Origin of the sequence: Leptotrichia sp. HSP-342 (assembly GCF_041199995.1) — a bacterium.
GTDB lineage: Bacteria > Fusobacteriota > Fusobacteriia > Fusobacteriales > Leptotrichiaceae > Leptotrichia > Leptotrichia mesophila.
The window spans coordinates 1,504,387-1,530,605 of the sequence record NZ_CP165646.1 but is presented as its reverse complement, the minus strand read 5'-3'; the positions used below and the strand labels follow the sequence as shown (position 1 = coordinate 1,530,605).

Annotated in this window: 27 protein-coding genes; 25 read left to right on the top strand and 2 right to left on the bottom strand. The window is 28.4% G+C overall.

Translation table 11 applies throughout. From position 1 onward, the window contains the following. The first annotated feature begins 40 nt into the window (after positions 1-40). The 4 genes from AB8B23_RS07825 (at position 41) to purD (ending at position 4,895) form a co-directional block, all read left to right on the top strand. Complete coding sequence (locus AB8B23_RS07825; RefSeq protein WP_369712282.1) at positions 41-1,165, top strand: tetratricopeptide repeat protein; 1,125 nt, start codon at positions 41-43, stop codon at positions 1,163-1,165. 22 nt (positions 1,166-1,187) lie between these two features. Further along, positions 1,188-2,324 carry a tetratricopeptide repeat protein gene (locus AB8B23_RS07820; protein WP_369712281.1) on the top strand — a complete coding sequence of 379 codons (1,137 nt, stop codon included), beginning with the start codon at positions 1,188-1,190 and terminating at the stop codon, positions 2,322-2,324. Between the two features lie 8 nt (positions 2,325-2,332). After that, positions 2,333-3,454: a tetratricopeptide repeat protein gene (locus tag AB8B23_RS07815; protein WP_369712280.1), complete on the top strand. Its 1,122-nt coding sequence runs from the start codon at positions 2,333-2,335 to the stop codon at positions 3,452-3,454. 172 nt (positions 3,455-3,626) lie between these two features. Then, a complete protein-coding gene (gene purD / locus AB8B23_RS07810) occupies positions 3,627-4,895 on the top strand; it encodes a phosphoribosylamine--glycine ligase (protein ID WP_369713919.1) in 1,269 nt (422 codons plus the stop codon). A gap of 60 nt (positions 4,896-4,955) precedes the next feature. Here purD and AB8B23_RS07805 read toward each other — a convergent pair whose 3' ends face one another. Next, positions 4,956-5,450, bottom strand: a complete 495-nt coding sequence (locus AB8B23_RS07805) for a hypothetical protein (protein ID WP_369712279.1) — start codon at positions 5,448-5,450, stop codon at positions 4,956-4,958. Positions 5,451-5,490: 40 nt separating this feature from the next. Then, entirely contained in the window at positions 5,491-5,688 is a 198-nt protein-coding gene (locus tag AB8B23_RS07800) for a hypothetical protein (protein ID WP_039900911.1), read from the bottom strand. Between the two features lie 307 nt (positions 5,689-5,995). Here AB8B23_RS07800 and AB8B23_RS07795 point away from each other — a divergent pair, with 307 nt between their 5' ends. The 21 genes from AB8B23_RS07795 to AB8B23_RS07695 all read left to right on the top strand — a co-directional run bounded on the left by AB8B23_RS07795 (position 5,996) and on the right by AB8B23_RS07695 (position 26,197). Then, positions 5,996-7,072 (top strand): hypothetical protein, encoded by a 1,077-nt coding sequence (locus tag AB8B23_RS07795; protein ID WP_369712278.1) that lies wholly within the window; start codon positions 5,996-5,998, stop codon positions 7,070-7,072. Positions 7,073-7,210: 138 nt separating this feature from the next. Beyond that, entirely contained in the window at positions 7,211-8,161 is a 951-nt protein-coding gene (gene mltG / locus AB8B23_RS07790; RefSeq protein WP_369712277.1) for an endolytic transglycosylase MltG, read from the top strand. A 30-nt stretch (positions 8,162-8,191) separates the two neighbouring features. Beyond that, positions 8,192-9,682 (top strand): tRNA lysidine(34) synthetase TilS, encoded by a 1,491-nt coding sequence (gene tilS, locus AB8B23_RS07785; RefSeq protein WP_369712276.1) that lies wholly within the window; start codon positions 8,192-8,194, stop codon positions 9,680-9,682. Beyond that, the gene (ftsH, locus tag AB8B23_RS07780; protein ID WP_369712275.1) at positions 9,666-11,984 is read left to right on the top strand and encodes an ATP-dependent zinc metalloprotease FtsH; all 2,319 of its coding nucleotides are present in this window, start codon (positions 9,666-9,668) and stop codon (positions 11,982-11,984) included. Before tilS ends, ftsH begins: the two co-directional genes overlap by 17 nt. 235 nt (positions 11,985-12,219) lie before the next feature. Beyond that, positions 12,220-12,453, top strand: a complete 234-nt coding sequence (locus tag AB8B23_RS07775; RefSeq protein WP_369712274.1) for a hypothetical protein — start codon at positions 12,220-12,222, stop codon at positions 12,451-12,453. 26 nt (positions 12,454-12,479) lie between these two features. Further along, positions 12,480-12,725: a hypothetical protein gene (locus tag AB8B23_RS07770; RefSeq protein ID WP_369712273.1), complete on the top strand. Its 246-nt coding sequence runs from the start codon at positions 12,480-12,482 to the stop codon at positions 12,723-12,725. Positions 12,726-12,827: 102 nt separating this feature from the next. Beyond that, the gene (locus tag AB8B23_RS07765; RefSeq protein WP_369712272.1) at positions 12,828-13,196 is read left to right on the top strand and encodes a hypothetical protein; all 369 of its coding nucleotides are present in this window, start codon (positions 12,828-12,830) and stop codon (positions 13,194-13,196) included. Positions 13,197-13,291: 95 nt separating this feature from the next. Continuing rightward, a complete protein-coding gene (locus tag AB8B23_RS07760; protein WP_369712271.1) occupies positions 13,292-14,242 on the top strand; it encodes a tetratricopeptide repeat protein in 951 nt (316 codons plus the stop codon). Between the two features lie 59 nt (positions 14,243-14,301). Beyond that, positions 14,302-14,817, top strand: coding sequence for a lysozyme inhibitor LprI family protein (locus AB8B23_RS07755; RefSeq protein ID WP_369712270.1), 516 nt, complete (start codon positions 14,302-14,304; stop codon positions 14,815-14,817). Between the two features lie 44 nt (positions 14,818-14,861). After that, the gene (locus tag AB8B23_RS07750; protein WP_369712269.1) at positions 14,862-16,076 is read left to right on the top strand and encodes a DKNYY domain-containing protein; all 1,215 of its coding nucleotides are present in this window, start codon (positions 14,862-14,864) and stop codon (positions 16,074-16,076) included. Between the two features lie 98 nt (positions 16,077-16,174). Further along, entirely contained in the window at positions 16,175-16,651 is a 477-nt protein-coding gene (locus tag AB8B23_RS07745; RefSeq protein ID WP_369712268.1) for a hypothetical protein, read from the top strand. A 63-nt stretch (positions 16,652-16,714) separates the two neighbouring features. After that, positions 16,715-17,359 carry a hypothetical protein gene (locus AB8B23_RS07740; RefSeq protein ID WP_369712267.1) on the top strand — a complete coding sequence of 215 codons (645 nt, stop codon included), beginning with the start codon at positions 16,715-16,717 and terminating at the stop codon, positions 17,357-17,359. 90 nt (positions 17,360-17,449) lie between these two features. Then, entirely contained in the window at positions 17,450-17,881 is a 432-nt protein-coding gene (locus AB8B23_RS07735) for a lysozyme inhibitor LprI family protein (RefSeq protein ID WP_369712266.1), read from the top strand. 33 nt (positions 17,882-17,914) lie between these two features. Beyond that, positions 17,915-18,334 carry a lysozyme inhibitor LprI family protein gene (locus AB8B23_RS07730; RefSeq protein ID WP_369712265.1) on the top strand — a complete coding sequence of 140 codons (420 nt, stop codon included), beginning with the start codon at positions 17,915-17,917 and terminating at the stop codon, positions 18,332-18,334. 490 nt (positions 18,335-18,824) lie between these two features. After that, a complete protein-coding gene (locus AB8B23_RS07725) occupies positions 18,825-19,589 on the top strand; it encodes an ankyrin repeat domain-containing protein (protein ID WP_369712264.1) in 765 nt (254 codons plus the stop codon). Positions 19,590-19,690: 101 nt separating this feature from the next. Continuing rightward, positions 19,691-21,394 carry a phosphoenolpyruvate--protein phosphotransferase gene (gene ptsP / locus AB8B23_RS07720; protein ID WP_369712263.1) on the top strand — a complete coding sequence of 568 codons (1,704 nt, stop codon included), beginning with the start codon at positions 19,691-19,693 and terminating at the stop codon, positions 21,392-21,394. A 135-nt stretch (positions 21,395-21,529) separates the two neighbouring features. Next, entirely contained in the window at positions 21,530-22,090 is a 561-nt protein-coding gene (locus tag AB8B23_RS07715; RefSeq protein WP_369712262.1) for a DJ-1 family glyoxalase III, read from the top strand. Positions 22,091-22,323: 233 nt separating this feature from the next. Then, a complete protein-coding gene (gene rsmH, locus AB8B23_RS07710) occupies positions 22,324-23,250 on the top strand; it encodes a 16S rRNA (cytosine(1402)-N(4))-methyltransferase RsmH (RefSeq protein WP_369712261.1) in 927 nt (308 codons plus the stop codon). A 5-nt stretch (positions 23,251-23,255) separates the two neighbouring features. Then, positions 23,256-23,675, top strand: coding sequence for a cell division protein FtsL (locus tag AB8B23_RS07705; protein WP_369712260.1), 420 nt, complete (start codon positions 23,256-23,258; stop codon positions 23,673-23,675). A gap of 237 nt (positions 23,676-23,912) precedes the next feature. Further along, a complete protein-coding gene (locus AB8B23_RS07700) occupies positions 23,913-24,224 on the top strand; it encodes a hypothetical protein (RefSeq protein WP_369712259.1) in 312 nt (103 codons plus the stop codon). Further along, the gene (locus AB8B23_RS07695) at positions 24,224-26,197 is read left to right on the top strand and encodes a V-type ATP synthase subunit I (RefSeq protein ID WP_369712258.1); all 1,974 of its coding nucleotides are present in this window, start codon (positions 24,224-24,226) and stop codon (positions 26,195-26,197) included. Before AB8B23_RS07700 ends, AB8B23_RS07695 begins: the two co-directional genes overlap by 1 nt. Positions 26,198-26,219: the final 22 nt, after the last annotated feature.

The window sequence follows — 26,219 nt, the reverse complement described above, 5'->3', positions numbered from 1 at the left end:
GGAGATGAAATTGGAAATTGAAGTTAAATAGAATGAAGGTATGAAAAAATATATTTATAAAATATGGGAAAAAATGGGAAATGAAGATAGAACAGAATATGATGTTGCACTTGAAAATTATAGGAAATACTTGTTGAAGGAAACTGTAAAAAATCCTGAAGATGTTTTGGTCGTTTGTCAGTTGGCGGGAGTTTGCTATTTGAGCAGGAAATGCGACGGTATAGCAATTTTAGAAACATTTTTGAAAAGGAATTTTGATATTTTAACAGAAGATAAAAAGTTTAGAATATATGCTGATTTGGCTTATTTGTCTGAAGATATGGGATGTATGGAAGAAAAGGCTATTGATTATCTTGAAAAAGCAATAAAAATTAATTCAAATAATGCAGACATTTATTACAGACTTGCAGCTATTTGTTTTCATGCTAAAATGTATCAAAAATCTCTTGAAAATATAGAAATTGCCTGCAAAATGAGTGATGAAGCGAAATATAGTTATGGATATGCACTGATTTTAATTCAAAATAAAGAATATAAAAAAGCTGAAAAAATTTTAGATAATTTGTTAATGGAAGACTCAAACAACATTAAATATCATTTTTACAGAGTTCTTTGTGGAATTTATTTAGGAAATAAAGATACTGGAAATATAGAAAAACTTTTGGAAAAAATAAAAAAGTTTGAAATGCTGGAGAAAACAGATTATGAAAGATATTTGAATTGGTTGACGTATGAAGGTTTTAACACGTTTGACGAAGATGTAATAAAAGATTTATATTATTTATGTGGTAATTATGAAAAATATTGCAAATATGCAGAGAATGTTAATTTTAATTTAGAAGCAAATTATATGGCACCGTATCTTTATTCGTTAAAACAATTGGATAAATTTGAGAAAATAGATAAAATATTGAAAGAAGCTGAAAAAGAGATTTTTCAAAACATTGAAGAAATAAAGACTGACGAAGAATATCAGAAAGATACAACAGAAGAAGAACTTTTGGAAATGATAGAAGATGAAAAGCAGAAATTGAAAAACATTAATTTAGTGCTGGAAAAAATATTGAATACAGATTTTAAGCCTAAGATGGAAATATTTATGTACTTGAAATATGAATGTTGGTTACTGGATTGTCCACAGCATCTGATAATTGATGAGAATTGAAAAATATGAAAGGAATAAAATTATGAAACAAACACAAAAAGAATGGGCAAGATATATTCAGGATGAAATCAAAAAAAATGATAGTTACGATAATTATAAGCATGCATTTATTGAATATATGGATTATTTAGAGAAATGTCTTTTGGAAAACCCACGAGATGTGGAAAAGGTTTGTCAATTAGCGATAGCCTATTTTACGGTATATCAAGATGGAAAAAAGAGTGTGAATGTATTAGAGGAGTTTTTGAAAAAATATTCAAAAGATTTAAATGATGATGAGAAGGCTATTATTTATCAGGATTTGGCTGATTTATATGAAAAAGATGCTTATGATGATAAAATGTGTAAGTATTATTTGACAAAATTAATTAAAATGGGGAAACAATCAGTGGTTGTATGGGAAGTATTGGGAGAATATTATTTAAAAAGAAAAAAATACAAAAAGGCACTTGAATGTTTTCAGGAAATGGAAAAATTTTCAGATGAGAAGGAAATAGAAGATGATTATAATTATGGGATAACGTTGTTTTATTGTGGTTATTTTGAAAAAGCGAAAGAAATGCTATTGAGATGTTATGAAAAGGAACCTAAAAGTGCAGGAATTTTATATGCATTGGCACTGTGCTTACATTATACCAATGATAAAAAATTGGCTGAGCCAATTCTGGATAAATTGTTAGAGAAAGTGTCGTTAGAGAAATATTATTATGATGAGCAAATTTTATTTGAAGAACTTATAGACTTATATTATTTATTTGAAGAATACGATAGGTGTGTCTTGGTTTTTGAAAAAGAGATAGATGAACTTGACTGGGAAGAACGTTTTTATTATAATATGGGTTTTTCATTTTATTTTTACAGTTTAAAAAAATTAGGAAATTTTAAGAAAGCAGAAAACAAATTGTCAGAATTGATTCAAAAACATAATAAGTATATTGAAAAAATTGAAGTTGGAGAAATTTATGACAAAAAATACTGGAATGAAGAAGAGATTGATGAATTTATTGAAGAAGAAAAGAATGAAATAAAAAAGGTTTTGGAGATATATAAAAAGATAATGAATAGTAATTATAAGCCTGAAAATACAAGAATAAATTTAGAAAAAATGTATAAAACTTGCTATTTAGTTGATTGTCCAATGCATCAGAAATTAGATTAGGAGGAAAATTGGAAAAACAAAAAAATTTAGAAAGAAAAACGGTAAAAGAATGGATAAAATATATTCAAGAAAAAATTAGAAATAATAGTGATTACGATTCTGTTTATGAAGAGTATAAAACATTTTTGGAAAATGAATTGAAAGAAAATCCCAAAAATGTGGAAGTTGTTTGTCAATTAGCGGCAGTTTATAATGAATTAACCTATCAATGGGAGGATATTTATAAATTATTGAATGAATTTATTAAAAAATATGAAAATGAATTAACTGATGAGGAAAAATCACGTATTTATACCAATTTAGGGTATTATTATGATGATCAGAGAGTTGGAAGTAAAAGAGCAATTAGAACTTTGAGAAAGGCTGTGACGTTTAATCCAAATAATTCAAAGACTTATTATGGACTTGGGGCGGATTATTATGGTGCTGGGAAATACGAGAAGTCAGAAGAAATGTATAAAAGAGCTTGTGAATTAGAAAATAATCCAATTTATAAGTTTGAGTATGCAAATTTGCTGATGGTTAATGGAAAAAACGAAGAGGCAAAAATAATTTTGGAAGAATTAATAAAAAAAGATTTTGAGTTTGGAAAAGAGGATTTTATTAAGGTAAAATATATTTACATTGCAAATAAACTTCAGTTGAAGGAATTTATAAATATTGAGGCTCAAATTGATAAATTAATGTTAGAAAATATTGATAATGATTATTTTTTTGGTAGTGATTTAGAAAGTCTGTATTATTTATCTGAGAATTATAAAAAACTGGTAGAAATTTATTTAAAAATAGATGCTCAAGAGGATTGCCAAGTACCATATGAAGAACTACCAATTTATTTTTATTCATTAAAGCGATTAAATAAATTTGATAAATTAGAAAAATCTTTTAAGAAAGCATTGAAATTTAAAAATGAAGAAATAGAAGATGTTAAAAATGGAGAATTTAAAAGAGAGTGGACAAAATCTGAGAAAAAAGAAGAAATTAGGGAGATAAAAAGGCAAATAAAGAACTTAAAGGCGGAATATGAGAAAATTTTGAAAACAGATTATAAACCAGAAGTGAAAATTTACCCTAAATTTTTATATGACTGTTTTTTGATAGATTGTCCACGACATCAGAAATTAGATTAAAAAAGTTATGAAAGAAAATAAAATTTATTTGAAAATAAAGATATATGATTGATAGAAATAAATAATTTTCAATTTTTTGCATTTAATATTACCAAAAAATGTGCTAAAATATATTCAAAAGATATAAAAAATAAAGGTTAGTCAAAAATCTAAAAATGCTGAAGGAGGAATGATGAAAATATTAATTGTGGGTGCTGGTGGAAGAGAGCATGCGATTGCTTGGAAACTTTCTCAAAATGAAAAAGTGGAAAAAATATTTATAGCTCCAGGAAATGCCTGTGTAAAAATGCTACCAAATGCTGAAAGTGTGAATTTAGGCTCAATAGATGAGTATATTTCGTTTGCAAAAAACAATAATGTCGAATTAACAGTTGTGGGAAGTGAAGAATTGCTTGTTCAGGGGATTGTGGATGAATTTCATAAAAATGGACTGAAAATATTTGGGCCTGATAAAAAGGCTGCGATTCTTGAGGGAAGTAAGGCTTATTCTAAGGATTTTATGAAAAAATATGGAATAAAGACAGCAGTTTATGAAATTTTTGATAATTCTGAAAAAGCTAAGGAATTTTTGAATAACTGGAAAGATTTTCCTGTGGTTATAAAGGCTAGCGGACTTGCAGCTGGAAAAGGTGTTATTATTGCTCAAAATCTAAATGAAGCTATTAAGGCTGTGGAAGATATAATGGTTGATGAGAAATTTGGAAATGCTGGAAATCAGGTTGTAATTGAAGAATTTCTCGACGGAGTAGAAGCTTCAATTTTATCCTTTACAGACAGTAAAGTAATTGTACCGCTATTGTCAGCAAAGGATCATAAAAAGATTGGAGAAGATGAAACTGGATTAAATACAGGAGGAATGGGAGTTATCAGTCCAAATCCTTTTGTTACGGATGAAATTTTTGGAAAATTTAAGTCAGATATAATGGAGCCAACTTTGAAAGGAATGCAGGCTGAAGGAATGGATTTTGCAGGAGTAATTTTCTTTGGACTTATGATTACTAAAAAAGGTGTTTATTTGCTTGAATACAATATGAGAATGGGAGATCCAGAAACTCAGGCGGTATTACCGCTTCTGGAAAATGACTTGCTTGAGTTAATAGAAAAATCTTTTGAAAAAAAATTATCGGAAGTTAAAGTTAATTGGAAACCATTACATTCATGCTGCGTAGTAGCTGCTGCGGGAGGTTACCCAGAAAGCTATAAAAAAGGCGATGAAATTACAGGAGTTCTTGACTTTAAAGAAACTCACGATAACAAAGTATTTATCTGTGGAGCAAAAGTTGAAAATGGAAAATTGTTGACTAATGGCGGAAGAGTATTAAATGCTGTAGCTCTTGGAAATACACTGGAAGAAGCACAAAAAAAGGCATATGAACTTTTGAAAACTATAAATTTTGAAGGAATGTATTTTAGAAAAGATATTGGCGGAAGGTTTTATTAAAAAATAAATAGTAATAAAAAAGACTGTTTTGAATTTTAAACAGCCTTTTTTAATTTTTATTTATCTTCTTGGACTCCAAGTTTTGATAGCTTTTGCTAATTGTTTCTGATATTCACGTTCTCCTTCCTGAGCAATGTAATAGATATTTCCGTTAGCTTCAATGTAGTACATTATTAATACACTTCCATCATCATATTCTATTGCCACTTGTTCCCCCTCGTAACCATTTATGTTAACACTGCCTTCAAAAATGTTATCTTCAGGAGTTCCTAGATTAATATATTTTTGAATGATTACTTCAGCTGCTCTTTTTGCAGTACCTCTTCCGTTAGTTGCAACAATATCTAAAGTTATAATATTTGTGTTATCTATTGATACTTGTTTGGCTGTAGGCGAAGCATCGGGATCTCCAAATTCATACCAGTTTGTAGGAACAGTTATATATCCAACTGTAGGACTTCCAAATCTTATGCTTGAACCTGAATTTCCTTTTGCAAACGTAAATACTGACATCACAACAAATAGTGACAGTATAATTTTTCTTAAACTTTTCATTTTAAAACCTTCTTTCTTTCATTCTTAATTAAAATAAATATTAGTTACGTTTTCTCCATTCTAAGCATTCTCCAGTAGAAACTTTTGAGACAGCACAATAACGTTTTGATTCTTCAATAGTATGACCACGTAGCTCTCGATCGGCCTTTTCACTTCCTGCAAGTGCCATTAAGCTTGTACAGCTGCTAAATGATGACATTGCCAGAATAATTGTTAAAAGTTTAAATTTTTTTTTCATAATAATCATTTCCTTTCTATCTTCTATCAACGGTAATTATTTTTCTGCAATAAAATTATACAACAACTTTTTAAAAAAGTCAACATTTTGTTTCTAAAAAATTATATAATTTTTTATAGTAACTAATAAACCGTATTTTGTTTAGCGAAAATTAGATTAGTAGATAAATATTTAATTTGCAATTTAAAAAATGTATGATATAATTAGTAAAAGCTATATATGCTTGAATGAACTTTAAAATTCAGATGTGATTATTTTAATTTTAGAGTTGAAAAAATTTTACAGATATAAAAACTGAAAATAAAAGGTGAATGCTTTGAATAGACAGAGAATTAATCAATACAGAAATATAAAAATGTATATTGCGGCATGCTTCTGGATATTTTCATTATCAGTCCTAGCTAATGGTAGCAAAACTTCTAGTAATGAGAATAAGGTTGAAGATGATGCTGTTAAAATTGATATTATTATTAATAAAAATAATATGAATGATTTTGAGAATGAAAACGATAGTATGCAAGATGAAAATAGTGAAGAAGGAGATTTGATTTTCCTGGATCAGATTCGAGATGAGGAAGAGGAGGAAAAGAAGAAAAAGCAAGAGAAAATCAATAAGCTTGAGAGATTTATAAGAAAAATTGATGAGAAGGTAAATCCGATAATAAGATTTCAAATTTCAAAAAGTTATGGAAGATGGTATTTGATAAAAAGTAACGATATTTCAGAAACTATGCTTGAAAATATTCGATATGATTTTATACAAGAAGAAAACGGATATCAAATTGTAAAAAGTTATTTCGATCCAAAGACAGATACGTGGCAGGAAGATAAACGGAGAGGATGGATTGAAGAGAAAAAAGGGCATGTTTATTTAGATATTGAAAAAAAATATTTTAAAAATAATAGAAGTGAGATACTATTTTTTGATAAAAATTACCATTATATGATAATAAGATTTAGTGATGGATTTATAAGAGTGCTTTCACGTTATCCTAATAACGAAGAAATTTCACTGGAAAATGAAGAGTTGGCTGAATTTATTAATTTTGTCTCAAATATAAACAATATGAGAGATATTCACTACAATACAAATATAAAAAGTATTAGAGAAATGGAGAGTGACAGAAAGAAGGATAAACTTCGTAAAAAAACAGAATATCTGGAAAGAAAACTAAGTGAAGATCCTACTTCTGTATTTCAAATTGATACAATTGGTGCTAAAAGATATCATGAAAGACAATTAAGAAAACAAAAAGTACCAACTCTAGAAAAAAATAATAGTACTAAAAGCGTGGAAGTAATTGAACTTAACAATAAAGATTTAAAAAATGAAACTGAAATAAAAAGTAACAGTAATAATATAGAAATAAATAAGGAATATTAATTAAAATAATTCTATTAATTTAATTAAAATTACTAAACTTAATCTAAAATTAAGAAATAATGAAGTAAGAGAATACAGATTTATTAGATTTTGAAATTATATTAATACTATAAATATTGAATATTTAGGAGATCAAAAATGAAAAATACACTAAAAGTTATTTATGTTGTAATTTTTTTTGTATTATTTATGTGTCTGATATTTTTTTATAATTTTTTTGTTGCAAAAAAAGAATATAGAAATGTTAACATAAATATAAAAAAAGGAACAACATTTTCACAAATTTATAAGGAACTAAAATTACATTACGGAATTACCGACAGAGCTTATTTAAAACTAAATGGCGGAAATATAAAATTAAAAGTAGGAACTTATAAATTTAATGGAAAATTTTCAAAATATGAAATTATAAAAAAAATTAAGAGCAGTGAAACTAATGGAGTTAGATTGACAATACCTGAAGGATTTACTTCAAAGCAAGTATTTGCAAGAATGGAAGCATTAGAACTGGGGAACAGAGAAGAAATAAACAAAGTCCTTAGTGAAATGGATTTTCCATATCCACATGAAAATAATAATTTCGAAGGATATTTTTATCCTGAAACTTATATTTTTTCTGAAAATGTTACAACGAAACAGGTTATTCAAACTATTTTAGGTGAATTTTTGAAAAAATTTCCACCTGAAAAATATCCTGATAAACAAAAGTTTTATAATAATTTAAAAATGGCTTCAATAGTGGAAGCGGAAGTGTCTGATGCTGTAGATAAGCCAAAAGTTGCGGGAATATTTTTGAAAAGATTGGAAATTGGAATGAAATTGGAATCAGATGCAACTTTGAAATATGAACTGGGAAGACAAGCATCAAGAAATGAGTTAAAATCTCAAAATACACCATATAATTCATATAAAGTGAAAGGATTGCCACCAACACCGATTGGAAATCCACCAATAGAAACTTTTAAGGCAGTTTTAAATGCAGAAAAGACAGATAATCTATTTTTCTTTACATATAAAGGAAAAACATATTATTCAAAAACACATGAGGAACATTTAAAAAAACGTCGTGAAAGCGGACAGTTAAAATAAACCTGAAAATCAAGATTAGGAATAAAATTGATGGAAAAAGTAAAAAAAATTAAAAAAAAAATATTTAAAAAATTAGAGGAAATTATAAAGGAAGAGCTGATATCTGAAAAAGACAAGATTCTTATTGCCTTTTCTGGAGGGCCTGATTCAGTTTTTCTTTATCATTTTCTTAATTCACTAAAAAATATAATTTCAATAGAGATTTCAATAGTTTATATTAATCATAACTTACGTCATGATGTTGAAAACGACTTGAAATTTATAAATGAATTTTCAAATTCCAATAATGTTAATTATTATATCGAAAGTGTTGATGTAAAAAAGTATGCGACAAAAAATAAAAAGTCAATAGAATTGGCAGCAAGGGAATTGAGATATGAGGCTATTGAGAATATTAGAAAAAAGATAGGATATAACAAGATTGCTACAGGCCATAATTTAGATGATAATGTAGAAACCTTTATTTTCCGTCTTTTAAGGGGTACATCAGTAATAGGGTTAAAAAGTATTCCGAAGACAAGAGAAAATATAGTAAGACCAATTTTAGATTTTGAAAAAAGTGAAATTTTATCTTTTTTAAAAAATAAAAATTACAAATACATAATTGATTATACCAATAATAAAAATGATTATACAAGAAACTTTATCCGAAATAAAATTTTTCCTGATTTCGAAAATATTAACCCTACTTTTAGACAAAAAATAGATTCTCTGATAAAAGAAATTAATGAAAAAGAAAATTGTAAATTGACATTTTCTAATATTTATGAGGGGACTATAAATCATAAAGATGAATTAATTCAACTTCTGAAACGAAATAATGTAGAAATTTCAAGAGAAAAAATTAATCAGATTTATAAAAGTCTTTTTTCGGAAAATGGGAAATTACAAAATGAAGGTTCAAAAGAATTTTATTTAGGTAAAAATAAAGTTTTGCAAAATATATATGGGGAATTAAAAATTATTAATACTTTAGATAATAAAGTAGAAAAAAGCGATAAAAATAGTAAAATCTTTGATAAAATCAAAATTTTAAAGGGAAATCAAAGTATTGAATGGTATAATTACGAGATAATCTTATATGAAAATATTCAGGATTTTAAAACTTATTTTATAAACAAAAAAAATGTAAACTATACTTTTTATAAATTTGATGATGAAAAAATAAAAGATAGAAAAATTATTGTCAGAAGTCGAAAAGATGGGGATAGAATTTTTCTAAAAAATTTGGGACATAAAAAAGTTAAAAAAATTCTTATTGATGAAAAGATTATGAAATGGGAGAGGGATTTTATTCCCATTGTAGAGATTGAAGATGTTCAAGTTTTGGAAAATTTAGAAACTGAAATTAGTGAAATAGAAATTGATAAGAATAAAAAAATAAAAGAAATATTAGCAATTTCAGATATAAAGTTTTCAAAATTTTTGGAAAAAATCTCAAATAAAGATATTGAAAATTTAGAAAATAGCACTAAAAGTAAACTATTAATAATAGGGAGGAAAAATGGCAGAAAGAGATAAAAACGATATTAGAAAACGACTGGAAGAATTACGAAAAGATAATAATAGAAAAAATAATAGACAGGATAATGGAGATAAACCACCATTTTCAGGATTTCTTTTTTTTGTTTTTGTAGTACTGCTGGTAGTTTTTACAGCGATATTCCATCGTGATATACAAACTGCTTTTCAAAATAAAAAGGAAATTTCTTATACAGAATTTGTAGGTAAGACACAAAAAGGTGATTTTACTGAAATCAACGAAAAAGATGATAAGTTAATTGCACAAGTAAAGGAAGACGGCAAGGAAGTACTTTATTTTACAAAAAAAATAACAGATAGAGTTGGAAATGAGCCAATAATTATTAATGCAATTGCACAGAAACGTGTTAAGTTAAATTCATTGCAACCTTCTGGTGGAAACTTTTTCTTGCTGTTATTAGGTCAATTTTTACCAATGATTATAATGATTGGGCTTATGGTGTATCTTGCTAGAAAGATGGTTGGCGGATCTCAAGGTGGAGGACCTGGAAATATCTTTGGGTTTGGAAAATCAAGAGTGAATAAGATTGATAAAAAACCAGATGTAAAATTTGATGATGTTGCAGGAGTTGATGGAGCAAAAGAAGAGCTGAAAGAAGTTGTTGACTTTCTTAAAAATCCTGAGAAATATACAAAGGCTGGGGCAAGAGTTCCAAAAGGAGTACTTTTGCTAGGTAGACCGGGAACAGGTAAAACATTACTTGCAAAAGCAGTAGCAGGAGAATCTGGAGCATCATTCTTTAGTATTTCGGGTTCAGAATTTGTAGAAATGTTTGTTGGTGTTGGAGCATCACGTGTAAGGGATTTGTTTGAAAAAGCAAAGGAATCAAGTCCTTCAATCATATTTATAGATGAAATTGATGCCATTGGTAGAAGAAGAAGCGTTGGAAAAAATAGCGGAAGTAATGATGAACGTGAGCAAACGCTAAATCAATTGTTAGTTGAAATGGATGGATTTGAAACAGATACAAAAGTTATCGTGCTTGCAGCAACAAATAGAGAAGATGTATTAGATCCTGCATTATTGCGTGCTGGACGTTTTGACAGACGTGTTACTGTTGATGCTCCTGATTTGCAAGGACGTGTTGCAATATTGAAAGTTCATTCAAGAAATAAAAAACTTGATAGCGATGTAAGACTTGAAGATATTGCTAAAATTACACCAGGATTTGTTGGAGCTGATTTAGCAAACTTATTAAATGAAGCGGCAATCTTAGCAGCAAGAAGAGCAAGTGATACAATAAAAATGGTTGATTTAGATGAAGCTGTGGATAAAATTGGAATGGGACTTGGTCAAAAAGGTAAAATTATTAAACCAGAAGAGAAAAAACTATTAGCTTACCATGAAGCTGGTCACGCTATTATGACGGAATTGACACCAGGAGCTGACCCTGTTCATAAAGTAACAATAATTCCTAGGGGAGATGCTGGTGGATTTATGATGCCACTTCCTGAAGAAAAGTTAGTAACTACAAGTAGACAAATGCTAGCTGAGATAAAGGTATTGTTTGGTGGACGTGCAGCTGAGGAAATTGGACTTGATGACATAAGCACAGGAGCTTATTCTGATATAAAACGTGCTACAAAAGTAGCAAGAGCTTATGTTGAAAGTGTGGGGATGAGTAAGAAATTAGGACCAATTAACTTTGAAAACTCAGATGATGAATATTCATTTGCTCCAAATAAAAGTGATGAAACAGTTAGAGAAATTGATCTTGAAATAAGAAAAATTTTAACAGAAGAGTATTTAAATACTTTAAACACTTTACAAGATAACTGGAGTAAACTAGAAGAAGTAGTAAAATTATTACTGAAAAAAGAAACAATTACTGGAGATGAAGTTAGAAGAATTATTAAAGGAGAGACTTCAGAGCAAGTTTTGAAAGCTTCTGAAAATATTGAAGAAGATAATAATAATTCGAATATTGAAGAAGAAAAAAAAGCTGAAGAAGAAGATACAGAAAAGGTATCAGAAGAAAAGTTGATAGAAAAAGTTGAAGAGCTAGAAGAAAAAATTAAAACCGAAAAATTAGCGGAAGCTGCAAGTAAGATTGTTGGAAAAACCGATGAAGTACTAGTTAATGAAAATCAAAATACTTCTGAAAGTGAACTGGAAAAAGTTACAGAAACTAAAGATAAAAAAGATAATGATGATAATTCAAATGATTCTTCAGAAAACAACGATAATGATTCTGATTCAGGAAATGAAGATATAAATGAAAAATCTGAAAATAATGAAAAGAAAAAAAGTAATTTTAAATTACCAAGTTTTATGGAATAAAATATAAAAATTAATTTATATATTTAAATAGAAAGTTGACATTAATTTTAAATTTTTGTTATCTTTCTATTTTTTTATCTAAAAACACAGTTAACGAATTACTATAAAAATAAATATAAATATTATTTTAAAAAATGTGTTGACTTTTTTAAAAAGATGTTGTATAATTTTATTGCAAAATAAAAGAGAAAATTAATTACCGTAAAAATTTAAGAGTTAGAAAGGAATGATTCTTATGAAACGTAAAATGAAAGTAGGAATTATAATCTTGGCAATGATATTTGGAGTAAATAGTTGTAGTACTAGCAATGTGGCTCTTGGCGTACTTGGTGGATTGGCAGTTATAACAGCGATGAACTCAAAAGGGTCATCTAACTATAAAGGAACGAAAAGAGTGTGTACAGCTTATTCTCCTAGTAACGGTGGAGTAAGACAATGCCTTGATTGGAAAGATGTACCAATTGAATAATAAAAATAATAATGGAGGAAATAATTATGAATAAAAAAACAAAAACTTTAGTAATAATAGCAACATTTCTATCACTTCAAAGCTGTACATTGTTTTACAATGCAATGACAGTTGGATTAGTTGGAGTCGCTGGAGCAGCTGCGTGGGCAGATAAAAAAAGTGGAAAAACCAAAACATATAAAGGAACAAAAAGAGTATGTACTGCGTATTCTGACAGCTATGGTGGAGTTAGACAATGTCTTAATTGGTCAAATGAACCGGTTTATGAATAAATGAAAATGATGTGTTACATTTCTTTTGATAAATTGTGTGGTATAATATTAATGTAGAGAATAGAAATTGTAAGATAAAAATTAAAAATGGAGGAGATTTATATGAAAAAGATATTATTAATGGCAACATTGTTGATAGGAGCAATAAATTATGCTGCAGAAGGAATGAATTTACCTTTTACAACTGATGGAAAGCTGCATGAAGAAAAATTGATAAATAGAAATATTCATTCGGAAGATACGGATATCAGAATAAAAAAGATAGGTAAAGGAAAATATGAAATTACAGGTTATTACGAATCTCAAGATGAAGACTTTGGTAAAGTGGAAACTTCAGTAATAGTAACAGAAGCAACTTTGAAAAAAAATGTAATTTGCGATGAGAATGTTTGTATTGGATACGATACAAAATTAAAGAAAGCTGTATTTTTAGATAAGGATGATATGAGAATAATTTACCCTGAATGGTAAAAAAGTGTATTTAAAAAAGAGTAAGAAGAAATAAAAGTTTGAAATGGTCAAAAGGAGTATGGCATGAATAAGAAAAAATAGCTGTATTAACAATAATGGTTGGTGTGATGTCGTATGCGACTTATCAGAGCGGAAAAAGTAAGATTAATTCAAAAAATGAAAGAGCTGTTGAAGTGAATATGACATCATCTGCTAAAAGCGATGAGAAATTTGAGTACTATTCTGAAAATGAAATAAGAAATGAACTGCAAAAGGCAGGAGTAAGTAAAAAATCAATAGAGACGTTTATATTAGCCAATAAAACAGCCTTAAGCGGAGATATACCTTTGAAACAGAAAAAAGATGAATTTATAAAGGCTGTAGAAGAGGATAAAAAAAATTATTTGGCAGTAGCGGCTTTGGGAAAAATTGCATTTGCACAGGATGACCGTTCTACAGCGATAAGTTATTATAAAAAATCAATAGAAATAAATCCAAAATTCCAAAAAGGATATGAAAATCTCATAAGAAGATACAGAGATTATGAAGATTATGAAAATTTGAAAATAACAGCAGAGCAGTTGATAAAACTTTATCCTGAAAATCCTGTAAGCTATGATGGACTGTATCATTACTTCAAATACAAAAAAAATTATAAAAAAGCAATCGAAGCTGGGAAAAAGGCAATAGAACTATATTTAAAAGGAGAGCCGAAATACTATAATTATGAGTTTGCAACAACAGATTTGATTCATAGGATAGCAAAAGATTTGGGACAAAAGCCTGAAGAAACTGAACTGACAAATGACTATGAAGGGCGAAATTTTCAATTATATATTCTTGATGCTTATATTGAACAAGGTAATGACAAAGAAACTTTTGATTACTTTTTCAATAATTATCAAAAACTTAAGGATAATATTAAATATATGGGAGATATGGATTACGAGTACAAAGAATGGATAGATGAATATATTGATTCACTAAAGAAAATAAATGATAAGTATAAAAATAAAGATAAAAGGTTTTATGAAGAAAATTTGAAAAAATTTAAAGCATTGAAGTAATACTGTAAAATATTGCAAAATAAAAAATACAAGTAAGATAAATAAGAAGGTGGATTAAAATGAAAAAATTAATAATAATATTAACACTGTTAGTTGGAATTATTGGATGTTCAAAATCTTCAGAAAATAAATCATTTGAGAAAAAAATTGATGATAAACAGACAGTTTACAATATTTCTGAAAATAATGTACAAAATCAGAATAGCAATAAGAACTATGAAACAAGCCTAAAAAAAAGAATAGAGGATATCCAAAAAGAGGTTCAGCCAGGACTGGATAGCGGTGTAACAGCAGAAATGAATAATGCGGTTTCAAAACAGGAAGAACTTTTGGAAGCAGAAATGAAAAAAGTTTATGGATTGCTTGAAGCAAAATTATCTGATAGTGAAAAGGCAAGATTGAAAAAGGAGCAGGAAGATTGGAAGAAAGAAGTAGAAAAGAATGCTGAAGAAGCTACCAAAGAAGCAGAAGGTGGAACAATATCAGGAGTTATGGGAGGAAACACTTGGGTAAGCAAAATGGAGGAAAGAGCTTTGGAACTTGCAAAAAGATATGATCAGTTAAATAATAAATAATATTTTTAATTTGATTAAAAATTAACAAAGGATTGGTATTTGATATGAAAAACAAAATTTTTAAAATATTTGTAATTATGATTTTAGCGGTAAATGTAAGTTATGCAGGAAGTAATACAAAAATAGATAAAGCAACATTTCAGGAAATAGATGCTACATATTCAAAAGATAAAAATGGAGTTTATGTTTGGGAAAATAGAGGGTGGAAAAAATTAGAAGGGCTGGATCCAGTTACTTTTGAAATTATAAATATTAGTGGGAGTGCACGTCGATATCTAAAAGATAAAAATGGAATTTACAGTATCATTTACAGTATGGATGGAGATAGTGATAAGTTGGTACTGGAAAATTTGCCATATGATCCACAGACATATGAAGTGATAAATCAGTTATATTCAAAAGATAAAAATAATATTTATTATTCAGATAGAAAAATAATCGGAGTAGATTTACCTACATTTCAAAGAATAGATGAGTACATATATTCAAAAGACAAGAATAATATTTATTTTAGAGGAAAGAAAATATCAGGTGCTGATAAAGACACTTTTGAAAAAATAGATAAATATAACTACTCAAAGGATAAAAATAATATTTATTATAATGATAAAAAAATAGAGGGAGTGGATAAAAATACATTTGAATTAACGTATGATTTTGGCTCTGTAGTAAATGGGTATTTTTCAAAAGATAAAAACAATGTTTATTATGAAAACAAGAAATTGAAAGGTATAGATGTAAAGACATTTAAGAAAATAAGCAGATTAGTTGACAATTTTCTTATAGAAGATAAAAATGGATTTTACATTGTTGAGGAAGATGGAAGTGTAGCTCCGATAGACAGTAAGGAAGTAGATATTGAAAATCTCTCACAGTTAGCTATCAAAACTAACTTGTATCACGATAGGGACAGCATGTATTTTGTAAAAAATCATAAACTTGTAAAAATAAAAGACGCTCCTAAGGTTGATCCATATAATTTATCAACATACAATGAAAAATATATAAATAAATATGATGTAGTTTATTACTTAGACACAGATGAAGGTGCATTTAAAAAACTTGAAAAAGCAGAAAGCCATGAGTTTCGTGCGTATGGCGATACTGAATATGCAAAAGGAAGAAGAAATGTTTATTTTAAAGGTAAGGTTTTAGCGGGTGCTGATTATGCAAGTTTTGATATGAAATATAATCATGAAAAAGATGTGTATGAAATAAGAGATAAAAATAAAATTTATGAAACAGTAAAAATAGACTAGAAAAACAGAAAAACTCTCATTTTTCTTTAATAAAATTATGATATATTATTAGTGTAAAAATAGACAAAGAAGAAAAATAGAAAGCGGAGGAAATGAAAATGAAAAAAATTATTATGGCATTATTGCTGTTAATTGGAATTATTGGATTTTCAGATGAAGAAGCTGGTTATAAAGGTTATAATTTGCCTTTTACAAGTGATGGAAAACTGCATGAGGAAATATTGCTAAAAAGAACAATAACAGCAGATGATACTTCAATAGAAATAAAAAAATTGAAGAATGGAAAATACCAGTTCTGGGATTATGCTATGTATGATGCAGACGATACTGAAGCTCCAAGAATAAGTGATGCTGTTGTAGAAAAAAACGTACTTTGTGATGAATATATCTGTGTGGGATATGATACAAAATTAAAAGATCCAGTAATTTTAAACAGAAAAACAAAAAGAATAATTAGTATCGTACGTAAAGAAGGTGATAATCAAATGGATGATCCTGAAACTTTGAGAAGATTTCCTGAGGATAATCCTGAAATGTATAAATTATACCGTGATTATTATAAATTGTACAAATAAATTGTGATTAAAAAATGAAAAAATATAAATATTAAATTTAAATAGAAAGAGCAGGTAAAAATTATGAAAAAAATATTATTTTTAATTATGGCATTGGCTGCAATACCAGCATTTGCAGTAAAGGTTACGACAGATGGAAAACATAATTTGGAGAAGGCAGCAGGAAAATATCAAGGTATTGAAATATTTAAAAAAAATGAAAAATGGTACATAACAAAAATACATGACGGATTCGATGAAACCGAAACAGTTCCTATAGTAATGGAAAAAAATGGAAAATTTTCAGCAAATTATAAAAAACATGAAAAAGAAACTTATGCTTATGATACGAAAATGAAAACTTTAGTAACGCTTGCTAAAAATGATATAGATCAGATACTTTTTATTGAACTGCCTGAAAAAACAAAAGCAACAGTGGATACAAACTTTAATATGAATAAAGTGAAGGGTTATTGGTGTGATCAACTGTTTGAAATTGTTCAGAAAAATGGAAAATGGTATTTACATGGTGAAGATGATGGCGGATGGGACGAACTTATAACTGTAGCAAAAAATGGATTTACCGTTGAATATGGAACTAAAGATACTGGAGATGACAGAAGATTTACTTTTGATACAAAACTTCAAACAATGGTTGAAATTGACAAGGATGGAAATATAATTCTTCCATTTATATTAAAGGATTATTGTCCAACAGGATATAATTAATATCTGAATTTTATTTAAAATTAAGTTGACTAAAAAAAGAGTTTATGATTTAATACAAAATATAAAAAATAAAATAGGAGTTGATAAAAAATGAGAAAATTACTAATAGCGGGATTATTACTTTTAGGAGCAACTGTATTTGCAGGAAATTATGAAAATGAATTGACAGAAAGAATGAAAGCTGCGGAAGAAAAAGCACAGGCTGAATGGGATAGCGGAGTAAGAGCCAATATGGTTAATGCTTCACTGGATTTGGATAAAGAATGGGAAAAAGAAATGAATAAAGTGTATGATTTAATTTTGAAAAAATTACCAGCAAAAGAGCAGTCGAAATTTAAGGCTGAACAATCGAAATGGCTAAAAGACAGAGAAATTAAAGTTCAGAAAGCATACGATAAATATACAGAAGAAGAAGGGCCAAGAATGGCTGGAGAATTAGCTGCTAACGAGAGATTAGATATAACAAAGAATAGAGTTTTGGAACTGGCTAAAAAATACGATGGATTAAATAAAAGTAAATAAAATATAACATTTGTACTTTAGGAGGAGAAATTTATGAAAAAAATATTATTAATAATAGGAATGTTGCTTGTAGGAGCAGTTGCATTTGCGGGAAAATATGAAGATGGATTAAAGGAACGTATGAAAGTTGCGGAAGAAAGACTTGAATCAAAGTTTGAAGGAACGACAGCAGATATGTTGAATGCCAGTTCTGAATTAACAGATGAATGGGAAAAAGAAATGAACAAAGTGTATGATTTAATTTTGAAAAAATTACCAGCGAAAGAACAGTCGAAATTTAAGGCTGAACAGACAAAATGGATAAATGATAGAAAAGCAGCTATAAAAAAGGCATTAGCTGATGAAGAGGATGGACCTAAAATGGCTGTGTTTGGAGCAGCTGGAACTGGACTTTCTATGACAGAAGAAAGAGCTTTGAAGCTTGCAAAAAGATACGACAGTCTTTCTAAATAGTATTTAGAATATTAGGTTAAATTAAAAAAGGATTTTGATTTATTGTAAAAAAGTTGATTAAAATGAAATAAATTAATAGTTATGGAATAAATACACAACAAAATAACTTTGAGTAGTTCATTGTTAAAGAGAGTTAGGTATATTTCATAACTATTTTTATTTATTATAGTAAAACTTATTTAGAACCAAACTTAAAAACTATGACTATTTTACTTAAACTCTAGATCTATATAATTTTTATCGGTCAAATCTTAAAATGGATTTGAGTATAATTTAAATATTTATACTAATATTAAATTCCATTAGAAAATAAATACAATTTAAAATTTATTAAACATTTGTTATTCAAATGGAAGATAGTATAAAAAGTAAATTTACGAAACTATAAATTTATCAAAAAATACAAAATACTAAAAAAAATATGTAAAATAGGAAAAAGTATTTGCACTTTTTAAATGATATGGTATAATATTAATGGTGAGGTATAAAAGTGAAAAAGTTTTTTTTATTTAAAGAAAATAAAATGATTTTTATGATGATTTTGGTGATTTTTAATCATATAGTATTTCCTGTAACTTTTAAATATAATACAGGAGAAAATCTTGTAACAAAAAAAAGAGAGGCAGATGAGAAGGAAAAAGACCTGAAATCATTATTTGATGCTATACGTCGTTATAATAATAAATATGTACAGTTTTATCTTGCAACAGAAAGAAATATTGCAAATCGTAAACGAGTGGCAGAGGAGATTGTAAATAGGCCTGTGGGAGTATATGGAGTTAATATAGATGAATCATCATTATTTGAAGGCGGAGGAAAACTGATTGATGTCAATGCAAAGAGTCAGGATGGATATACTCCAATTATTGTTGCTATTGAAGCAAAAAATCAGGAAATTTTAAAACTTCTAATAGAAAATGGTGCAAATCTTTATGAAACACATCCAATTTTTAACAGAACGACTCTTGGAACAGCTGCATACTATGAAAATGAAGAAGCCGTAGAAACTTTGTTAAAAAAAGATTCAAGACTTGTAAATATTGGAAGTACTGTTGATGGATGGACTCCGCTTGAGGATGCAACGTTGAAAGCAAATGTAAAAATTGTAAAAATGTTGTTGCAATACGGTGCAAATCCTACAATTACTGATAAACATGGAGGAACTCCGATGGATATGGCAACAAAATTTGGAAAAGGTGAAATTGTTAAGATATTGAGGGATCATATAAAGGCTAATCGAAGTAAATATTATTAGTTATCAAGTAAATTGGATAATATTTCAAATATTAAAAGATATATGAGAAACTACTTTAAGTTTGTTTGTAATAAAAAAAATTATATATAGAGGAGAAAAAAATGAAACGAATGACAGGAATTGGTGCTTCAGAAGGAGTATCTATAGGTAAAGTATTACTTTTTATCGCTGAGGAAATTGTTATCCCAGAAACTAAAGCTGAGAATTCAACAATTGAGGCTGAATTAGCGAAATTGCGAGATGGATTGAAACAATCTAAAATACAATTAATCGCGATTAGAGAAAAAGTAAAGGAAAAAATGGGAGAAGATAAAGCAGCAATTTTCGATGGTCATATTATGCTTCTTGAAGATGAAGATTTAATTATGGAAGTTGAGGATAAGATTAAAGGGGAAGGGCTTCCTGCTGCAAAAGCACTGCACGATGGAATTAATGAATATTGTGATATGATTTCACAATTGGATGATCCATATTTAAGAGAAAGAGCCGCTGATTTACAAGATATTGGTAAAAGATGGCTTAAAAACTTGTTAGGTATGAAAATTCACGACTTGAGTAACTTGGAGCCAGGAACAATCGTTGTAACTGAGGACTTGACGCCATCTGATACAGCACAATTAGATTTGCAAAATTGTATAGGATTTATTACAGAAATTGGAGGGAAAACAGCTCATTCTGCAATTATGGCAAGATCACTTGAATTACCAGCAGTAGTTGGAGTAAAAGGGATTCTTAGCGAAGTTAAGGATGGAGAGGTTGTTGTTATGGATGGAGAAACAGGTGAATTATACTTGAATCCATCAGAAGATTTAGTAAACAACTATATCAAAAAACAAGAAGAATTGAAAAAAGAAAAAGAGGAATTGAAAAAATTAATTCATGAAGATGCAATTACTCTTGATGGTAGAAAAGTTGATATTTGGGGGAATATCGGTAGTCCTAATGATGTTGACGCTGTAATTGAATCTGGAGCAACAGGAATTGGATTATATAGAACAGAATTCCTATTTATGAACTCTGATCACTTCCCAACAGAAGAAGAACAATATCAAGCATACAGAGTAGTTGCTGAAAAAATGCAAGGAAAACCTGTAACGATAAGAACAATGGATATTGGTGGAGATAAAGAATTACCTTATTTAGACTTGCCAAAAGAATTGAATCCATTCTTAGGATATAGGGCAATTAGAATTTCGTTAGAAAATAAAGATATGTTCAAAACTCAATTAAGAGCTATTTTGAGAGCTTCTCAATATGGACAAATTAAAATTATGTATCCAATGATAAGTTCAGTTAATGAAATCAGAAAAGCAAATGCTATTTTGGAAGAATGTAAGAGAGAACTTGATGAAATTGGAAAAATTTATGATAGAAATATAAAAGTGGGAATAATGATTGAAACTCCTTCAACAGCAATTATTGCCTATAAATTTGCAAAAGAAGTTGACTTCTTCTCAATAGGAACTAATGATTTGACACAATATTTCCTAGCTGTAGATAGAGGAAATGAAATGGTTGCAAACTTATATAATTCATTCAATCCTGCAGTATTAGAAGCTATCCAAAAAGTAATTGATGCAGCACATGGAGCTAATATAAATGTTAGTATGTGTGGAGAGTTTGCTGGAGATAAAAGAGCAACTAAATTATTACTAGGAATGGGACTTGATTCATTCAGTATGAGTGCATCATCAGGATTGACTATCAAAAAGATAATTAGAAATAGTAATTATGCAGATGCAAAAAAATTCAGAGATTTAATTTTACAACAAGATACACCTGAAGATGTTGTAGAAAAATTATAATAAATTATGAAAAAAGGCTAGTTAGTTTTATTAGCCTTTTTTGCTCTAAAAATAAGTTGATTTTTGAATTAATATTAATGTTCAGTTTTTTTTAAAATTAATAATGATTTTACTATAGTTAAGGAGTGAATAAATATGGAAAATAAAAAAGTGGCAGTATTTCTAGTAGATGGATTTGAAGAGATTGAGGCGGTTACACCAATTGACTTGCTTCAAAGAGCAGGAATTACTGTAGATACAATTTCAATTACAAAAGATAATCTTGTAGAAAGTGCAAGAAAAATGAAAATATTGACAGATAAGATAATTGATGAAATTAATTTTTCTGAATATGATATGTTGATATTACCTGGCGGGCCTGGAGTTAAAAATTATTTTAATTCTCAGATACTTTTAGATAATATACTAAAATTTTCAAAAGATGATGAAAACAAAAAAATTGCAGCTATATGTGCAGCTCCAACTGTATTAGCAAGTCTTAAAATATTAGAGGGAAAAAAAGCAGTATGTTTTCCAGCTTGTGAAGAGGATTTGCTAAAGGGTAAGGCTATCTTGGTAAAAGAAAGAGCAGTTACAGATGGAAATATTATAACAGGTAGAAGTGCTGGAACAGCAATGGACTTTTCACTTATGATTATTAGTGAATTTTTAGGGAGAGAAATAGCAGAAAAAATTGCAAAGGAAATAGTACTTTAAAAAAATTTGTAAATAAAAATGTAAAATTTAAAAAGTTATATGGAAAAAATAAGAAAAGTGTGGTAAAATGTTTCAGTAATTATGAAATAAATAAAATGATTTGATAATTAACAAAATTAAACTATTGATTTAGTCGAATTATATTAATAATAAAGTCAAAATTTTAGAATCAATTTTAAGAAGTTTTGTACAAAATTAAACTTCATAATTAAAAATGTTTAAAGGAGAATTTTATGGAATACCATAAACCTGTGTTGTTTGATGAAGTGATAGACAATATAATAACAGATAATGATGCAGTTTATGTTGACTGTACACTTGGTGGTGGTGGGCATACAGAAGGTATCCTAAAAAAATCTTCTAAAAATTCAAAAGTTATTGCAATTGATCAGGATAGACAGGCAATTGAATTTGCTAAAAAAAGACTTGAACAATATGGAAACAAACTCCAGATATTTCAAGATAATTTTAGAAATATCGACACGGCTGTTTACCTAGGAGGTTTTGAAAAAGTAGATAGGATATTGATGGATATAGGAGTTTCCTCAAATCAATTGGATAATGCTAAAAGAGGGTTTTCATATAGGTTTGAAGCAAAGTTGGATATGCGGATGGATGGTAACTTGGAAATAAGTGCTTATGAAGTTGTTAACAACTTTTCTGAAAAGGAAATAGCTGATATTATTTATAAATATGGTGAAGAGCCAAAATCACGAAAGATTGCTAAAAAAATTGTAGAATATAGAAAAAAGAAGCCGATTGAAACTACAACAGAGCTTGCAGATATTGTTATAAAATCAATAGGAAAAAGCATGAAGCGACATCCTGCCAAAAGAACATTTCAGGCTATCAGGATTTTTGTAAATAAAGAACTTGAAGTTTTAAATGAAACATTGGATAAAGCAGTAAAACTGCTTAATAAAAATGGCAGACTTTTAGTAATTACTTTTCACTCGCTGGAAGATAGAATTGTGAAGGAAAAATTTCGTGAATATGAAAATCCATGTACTTGTCCAAAAGACATACCAATATGTGTATGCAACAAAAAAAGTCTAGGAAAGATAATTACAAGAAAGCCAATTGTTGCTAAAGAATCAGAGTTAGAAGAAAATAACAGAGCACATTCAGCAAAATTAAGAATTTTTGAAAGGAGTGAATAAAAATTATGAATGGTGTTTCAAAAAACAAAAAAATGCAAATGGAAATACTTGATGTTCCAAAAATTACAAATACAGCAAGATCACATGAAGATGCAAGAAGAGAAAGAATAGTAGCTCCTAAGGAAGTGAAAAAACAGCTTTCCAGAACTGCAGGATTAGATAAGAAGGCTATAAAGACAGTTATGATATACGTTATAATTGTAACGATGGTAGCACTTCTACGATCTTTTGTTGCATATAATATTGCTGATTTAGGTAAGGAAAAGGTTAAAAAGGAAAGAGAACTTCTAGAATTAAAAAAAGAGGTTGCAAGGCTTGATGATGAATTTATCGGCAATAATGACTCGAAACGTATGGAAGAGTTAGCAAGGGAAGATGGGATTAATGTTCCAAATTCACCTGAATATATAGATTTGAATAAATAAAAACAAGAAATATAACATAAAAATAAGTGTTATATTTTTTTTGTATTTAGAGTTTTATTCAGATTTTAACATAAAAAACTTCATAAAACAGAATGGAAAAATTCTTGACAATAGCTAAAAAAACTGATAACATAATATATATAATGACTAATAAGTCAATTTGTTTTTTGTGTTTTTATTTATAAAAAAATAAAGCATTTGGTAATAGTAAAAATAATTTACGAAGGAGGTTATATCTTGGCAAAAGAAGTTTTAGAAAAAATAAAAAAGGCTGAAAGTGAATCAGATAGAATTATTGCTGAAGCAAATGAAAAAGCAAAAGATATTTTGAAAAATATTGAGCAAAAGATAAAAGATGACAACGATAAAATAATTTCTGAAGCCACTATTGAAGCTGAAAATCTAAAAAACCAGTCAATAGAGAATGCTGAAAAAAAAGTAAACTTCCTCTTGAATAGCGAAGAGGAGGATGTAAACAGGATTCTTAATATTGATGAAAAGAGAATAGATGAAGTTGTTAATTTATTAGCGGAGAGGATTGTGAAATAATGGCAATAGTTAAAATGAGTAAATTTGAATTAGTTGTTTTCGCAGAACAAAGAGCTAAAATATTGAAGGCACTTCAAAAATTCAAGGAAGTAAATTTTGTCGATATTAAACTACATGATGAAAATGGAGAAATAGACAAGGATGCAGTTGAAGGTGTTACAAAATATGTGAACAACGAAGAATTAACACATATTGACGAAAGACTTTATCAGTTGAATAATGCAATTTCTCTTATTAAAAAGTATGACGAGAGAAAAACACGTTTAAGAGATATTATTCACGGAAATGAAAATTATACTTTTGATACGTTGTCTAAAAAGGCATTGGATTATGACTGGAAAAAAGTTTCTTCAGAATTGAATTCGATTGGAGTGCAGTATTCACAGATAAAATCAGAAATTTCAAAAAAATATGCACACTATGATGAAATAGAGTTGTGGGAACGGCTAGATGTAAATCCTAAAGAGTTAAAAAGTCTGAAAAAGGTAAATACATTTTTAGGAACAATACCACTAAAGCTCAAAGGTAATTTTATTGAAGGAATTTCTGAACTTGATAAGACTTATTATGAGGAACTAAGAATTTCTAAAGATGAAGTCTATTATCTTGTAATTTCAAGTAATGACGAAAATGAAAAGGAAAAATTATCTGAAATTTTTAGAAATAATAGTTTTAGTGTGGAAAACCTTGATATTGATGAAGTTCCACGTGAATATAAAGTTAAGTTGCAAAAAGAAATAGAAGAGCTGAAAAAACAAAAACGTAAATTAAAATCTCAAATTAAAACTTATAGTGAAGATTTGAACGATTTACAAGCAGTTTATGAATATTTACAAAATAAAAAACTGCGTATTGTGGAATCAGAAAAATTAGCACAAACTGAAAATACTGTTTTAATAAAGGGATGGATTCCAGAAGAAAAAATAGAGGAATTTGAAAAAATTGTAAAAAGTGAAGCGGATAACAATTATTATCTAAAAGTTACAGAAGCAGATAAAAATGACGAGACAGTGCCGATTAAGTTAAAAAATGGAAAGGTTGCAACTGTATTTGAAAATTTGACAGGGATGTATGCTTATCCAAGATATAATGAAATCGATCCGACGCCTTTATTTACACCATTTTATATTTTATTCTTTGGGATGATGGGAGCAGATGTAGGTTATGGACTTGTATTACTACTTGCAACAATATTTGTTCTGAAAGTAGTGAATTTAAGTTCTCAAATGAGAAAATCTGTTAAATTTTTCTTTTATTTAAGTTTTTCTGTTATTTTCTGGGGAATTTTGTATGGTTCGTATTTTGGTGCAGAAATAAATGGAGTATGGCGACTTGTAAATCCTGCAAAACAATATAATAGCTTATTAATTGGCTCAATTATATTTGGTGTAGTTCATATATTTATTGGGCTTGGAATAAAGGCGTATTTATTGATTAGAGATGGAAAATCGTTGGATGCAGTTTATGATGTTCTATTCTGGTATATGGCACTTATGGGCGGAATGGTATATCTAATATTCAAATTGATGAATTTATCATCTATTGTAACAAGTATTTCGATGTGGATTATGATTGCTGGAATGGTCGGAATAGTACTTACTGGTGGACGTGAGGCTAAAGGAGTTGGTGCAAAATTAGGCGGAGGACTTTACAGCCTTTACGGAATTTCAAGTTATGTAGGTGATTTTGTATCATATTCAAGACTTATGGCTTTAGGTCTTTCTGGTGGATTTATTGCATCGGCCATAAATATGATTGCTGGAATGATTAGCGGAAATTGGTTTGGAATGATATTTGTGCCAGTAATATTAATAGGCGGGCATCTATTTAATATGTTCTTATCTTTCTTAGGAGCTTATGTCCATACTTCAAGACTTATGTATGTTGAATATTTTGGTAAGTTCTATGAAGGTGGAGGAAAATCATTTAAGGACTTTAGGACAGAAAGTAAATATATAAACATGGATGATTAATTTAATAATGAATTTATTTCAA

Excerpts from the sequence above, each read along its gene's own strand:
- AB8B23_RS07825 (WP_369712282.1), top strand. The coding sequence starts at position 41 with ATGAAAAAATATATTTATAAAATATGGGAAAAAATGGGAAATGAAGAT.
- AB8B23_RS07820 (WP_369712281.1), top strand. The coding sequence starts at position 1,188 with ATGAAACAAACACAAAAAGAATGGGCAAGATATATTCAGGATGAAATC.
- purD (WP_369713919.1), top strand. The coding sequence starts at position 3,627 with ATGAAAATATTAATTGTGGGTGCTGGTGGAAGAGAGCATGCGATTGCT.
- AB8B23_RS07805 (WP_369712279.1), bottom strand. The coding sequence starts at position 5,450 with ATGAAAAGTTTAAGAAAAATTATACTGTCACTATTTGTTGTGATGTCA.
- AB8B23_RS07800 (WP_039900911.1), bottom strand. The coding sequence starts at position 5,688 with ATGAAAAAAAAATTTAAACTTTTAACAATTATTCTGGCAATGTCATCA.
- mltG (WP_369712277.1), top strand. The coding sequence starts at position 7,211 with ATGAAAAATACACTAAAAGTTATTTATGTTGTAATTTTTTTTGTATTA.
- tilS (WP_369712276.1), top strand. The coding sequence starts at position 8,192 with ATGGAAAAAGTAAAAAAAATTAAAAAAAAAATATTTAAAAAATTAGAG.
- ftsH (WP_369712275.1), top strand. The coding sequence starts at position 9,666 with ATGGCAGAAAGAGATAAAAACGATATTAGAAAACGACTGGAAGAATTA.
- AB8B23_RS07775 (WP_369712274.1), top strand. The coding sequence starts at position 12,220 with ATGAAACGTAAAATGAAAGTAGGAATTATAATCTTGGCAATGATATTT.
- AB8B23_RS07770 (WP_369712273.1), top strand. The coding sequence starts at position 12,480 with ATGAATAAAAAAACAAAAACTTTAGTAATAATAGCAACATTTCTATCA.
- AB8B23_RS07765 (WP_369712272.1), top strand. The coding sequence starts at position 12,828 with ATGAAAAAGATATTATTAATGGCAACATTGTTGATAGGAGCAATAAAT.
- AB8B23_RS07760 (WP_369712271.1), top strand. The coding sequence starts at position 13,292 with ATGGTTGGTGTGATGTCGTATGCGACTTATCAGAGCGGAAAAAGTAAG.
- AB8B23_RS07755 (WP_369712270.1), top strand. The coding sequence starts at position 14,302 with ATGAAAAAATTAATAATAATATTAACACTGTTAGTTGGAATTATTGGA.
- AB8B23_RS07750 (WP_369712269.1), top strand. The coding sequence starts at position 14,862 with ATGAAAAACAAAATTTTTAAAATATTTGTAATTATGATTTTAGCGGTA.
- AB8B23_RS07745 (WP_369712268.1), top strand. The coding sequence starts at position 16,175 with ATGAAAAAAATTATTATGGCATTATTGCTGTTAATTGGAATTATTGGA.
- AB8B23_RS07740 (WP_369712267.1), top strand. The coding sequence starts at position 16,715 with ATGAAAAAAATATTATTTTTAATTATGGCATTGGCTGCAATACCAGCA.
- AB8B23_RS07735 (WP_369712266.1), top strand. The coding sequence starts at position 17,450 with ATGAGAAAATTACTAATAGCGGGATTATTACTTTTAGGAGCAACTGTA.
- AB8B23_RS07730 (WP_369712265.1), top strand. The coding sequence starts at position 17,915 with ATGAAAAAAATATTATTAATAATAGGAATGTTGCTTGTAGGAGCAGTT.
- ptsP (WP_369712263.1), top strand. The coding sequence starts at position 19,691 with ATGAAACGAATGACAGGAATTGGTGCTTCAGAAGGAGTATCTATAGGT.
- AB8B23_RS07715 (WP_369712262.1), top strand. The coding sequence starts at position 21,530 with ATGGAAAATAAAAAAGTGGCAGTATTTCTAGTAGATGGATTTGAAGAG.
- rsmH (WP_369712261.1), top strand. The coding sequence starts at position 22,324 with ATGGAATACCATAAACCTGTGTTGTTTGATGAAGTGATAGACAATATA.
- AB8B23_RS07705 (WP_369712260.1), top strand. The coding sequence starts at position 23,256 with ATGAATGGTGTTTCAAAAAACAAAAAAATGCAAATGGAAATACTTGAT.
- AB8B23_RS07695 (WP_369712258.1), top strand. The coding sequence starts at position 24,224 with ATGGCAATAGTTAAAATGAGTAAATTTGAATTAGTTGTTTTCGCAGAA.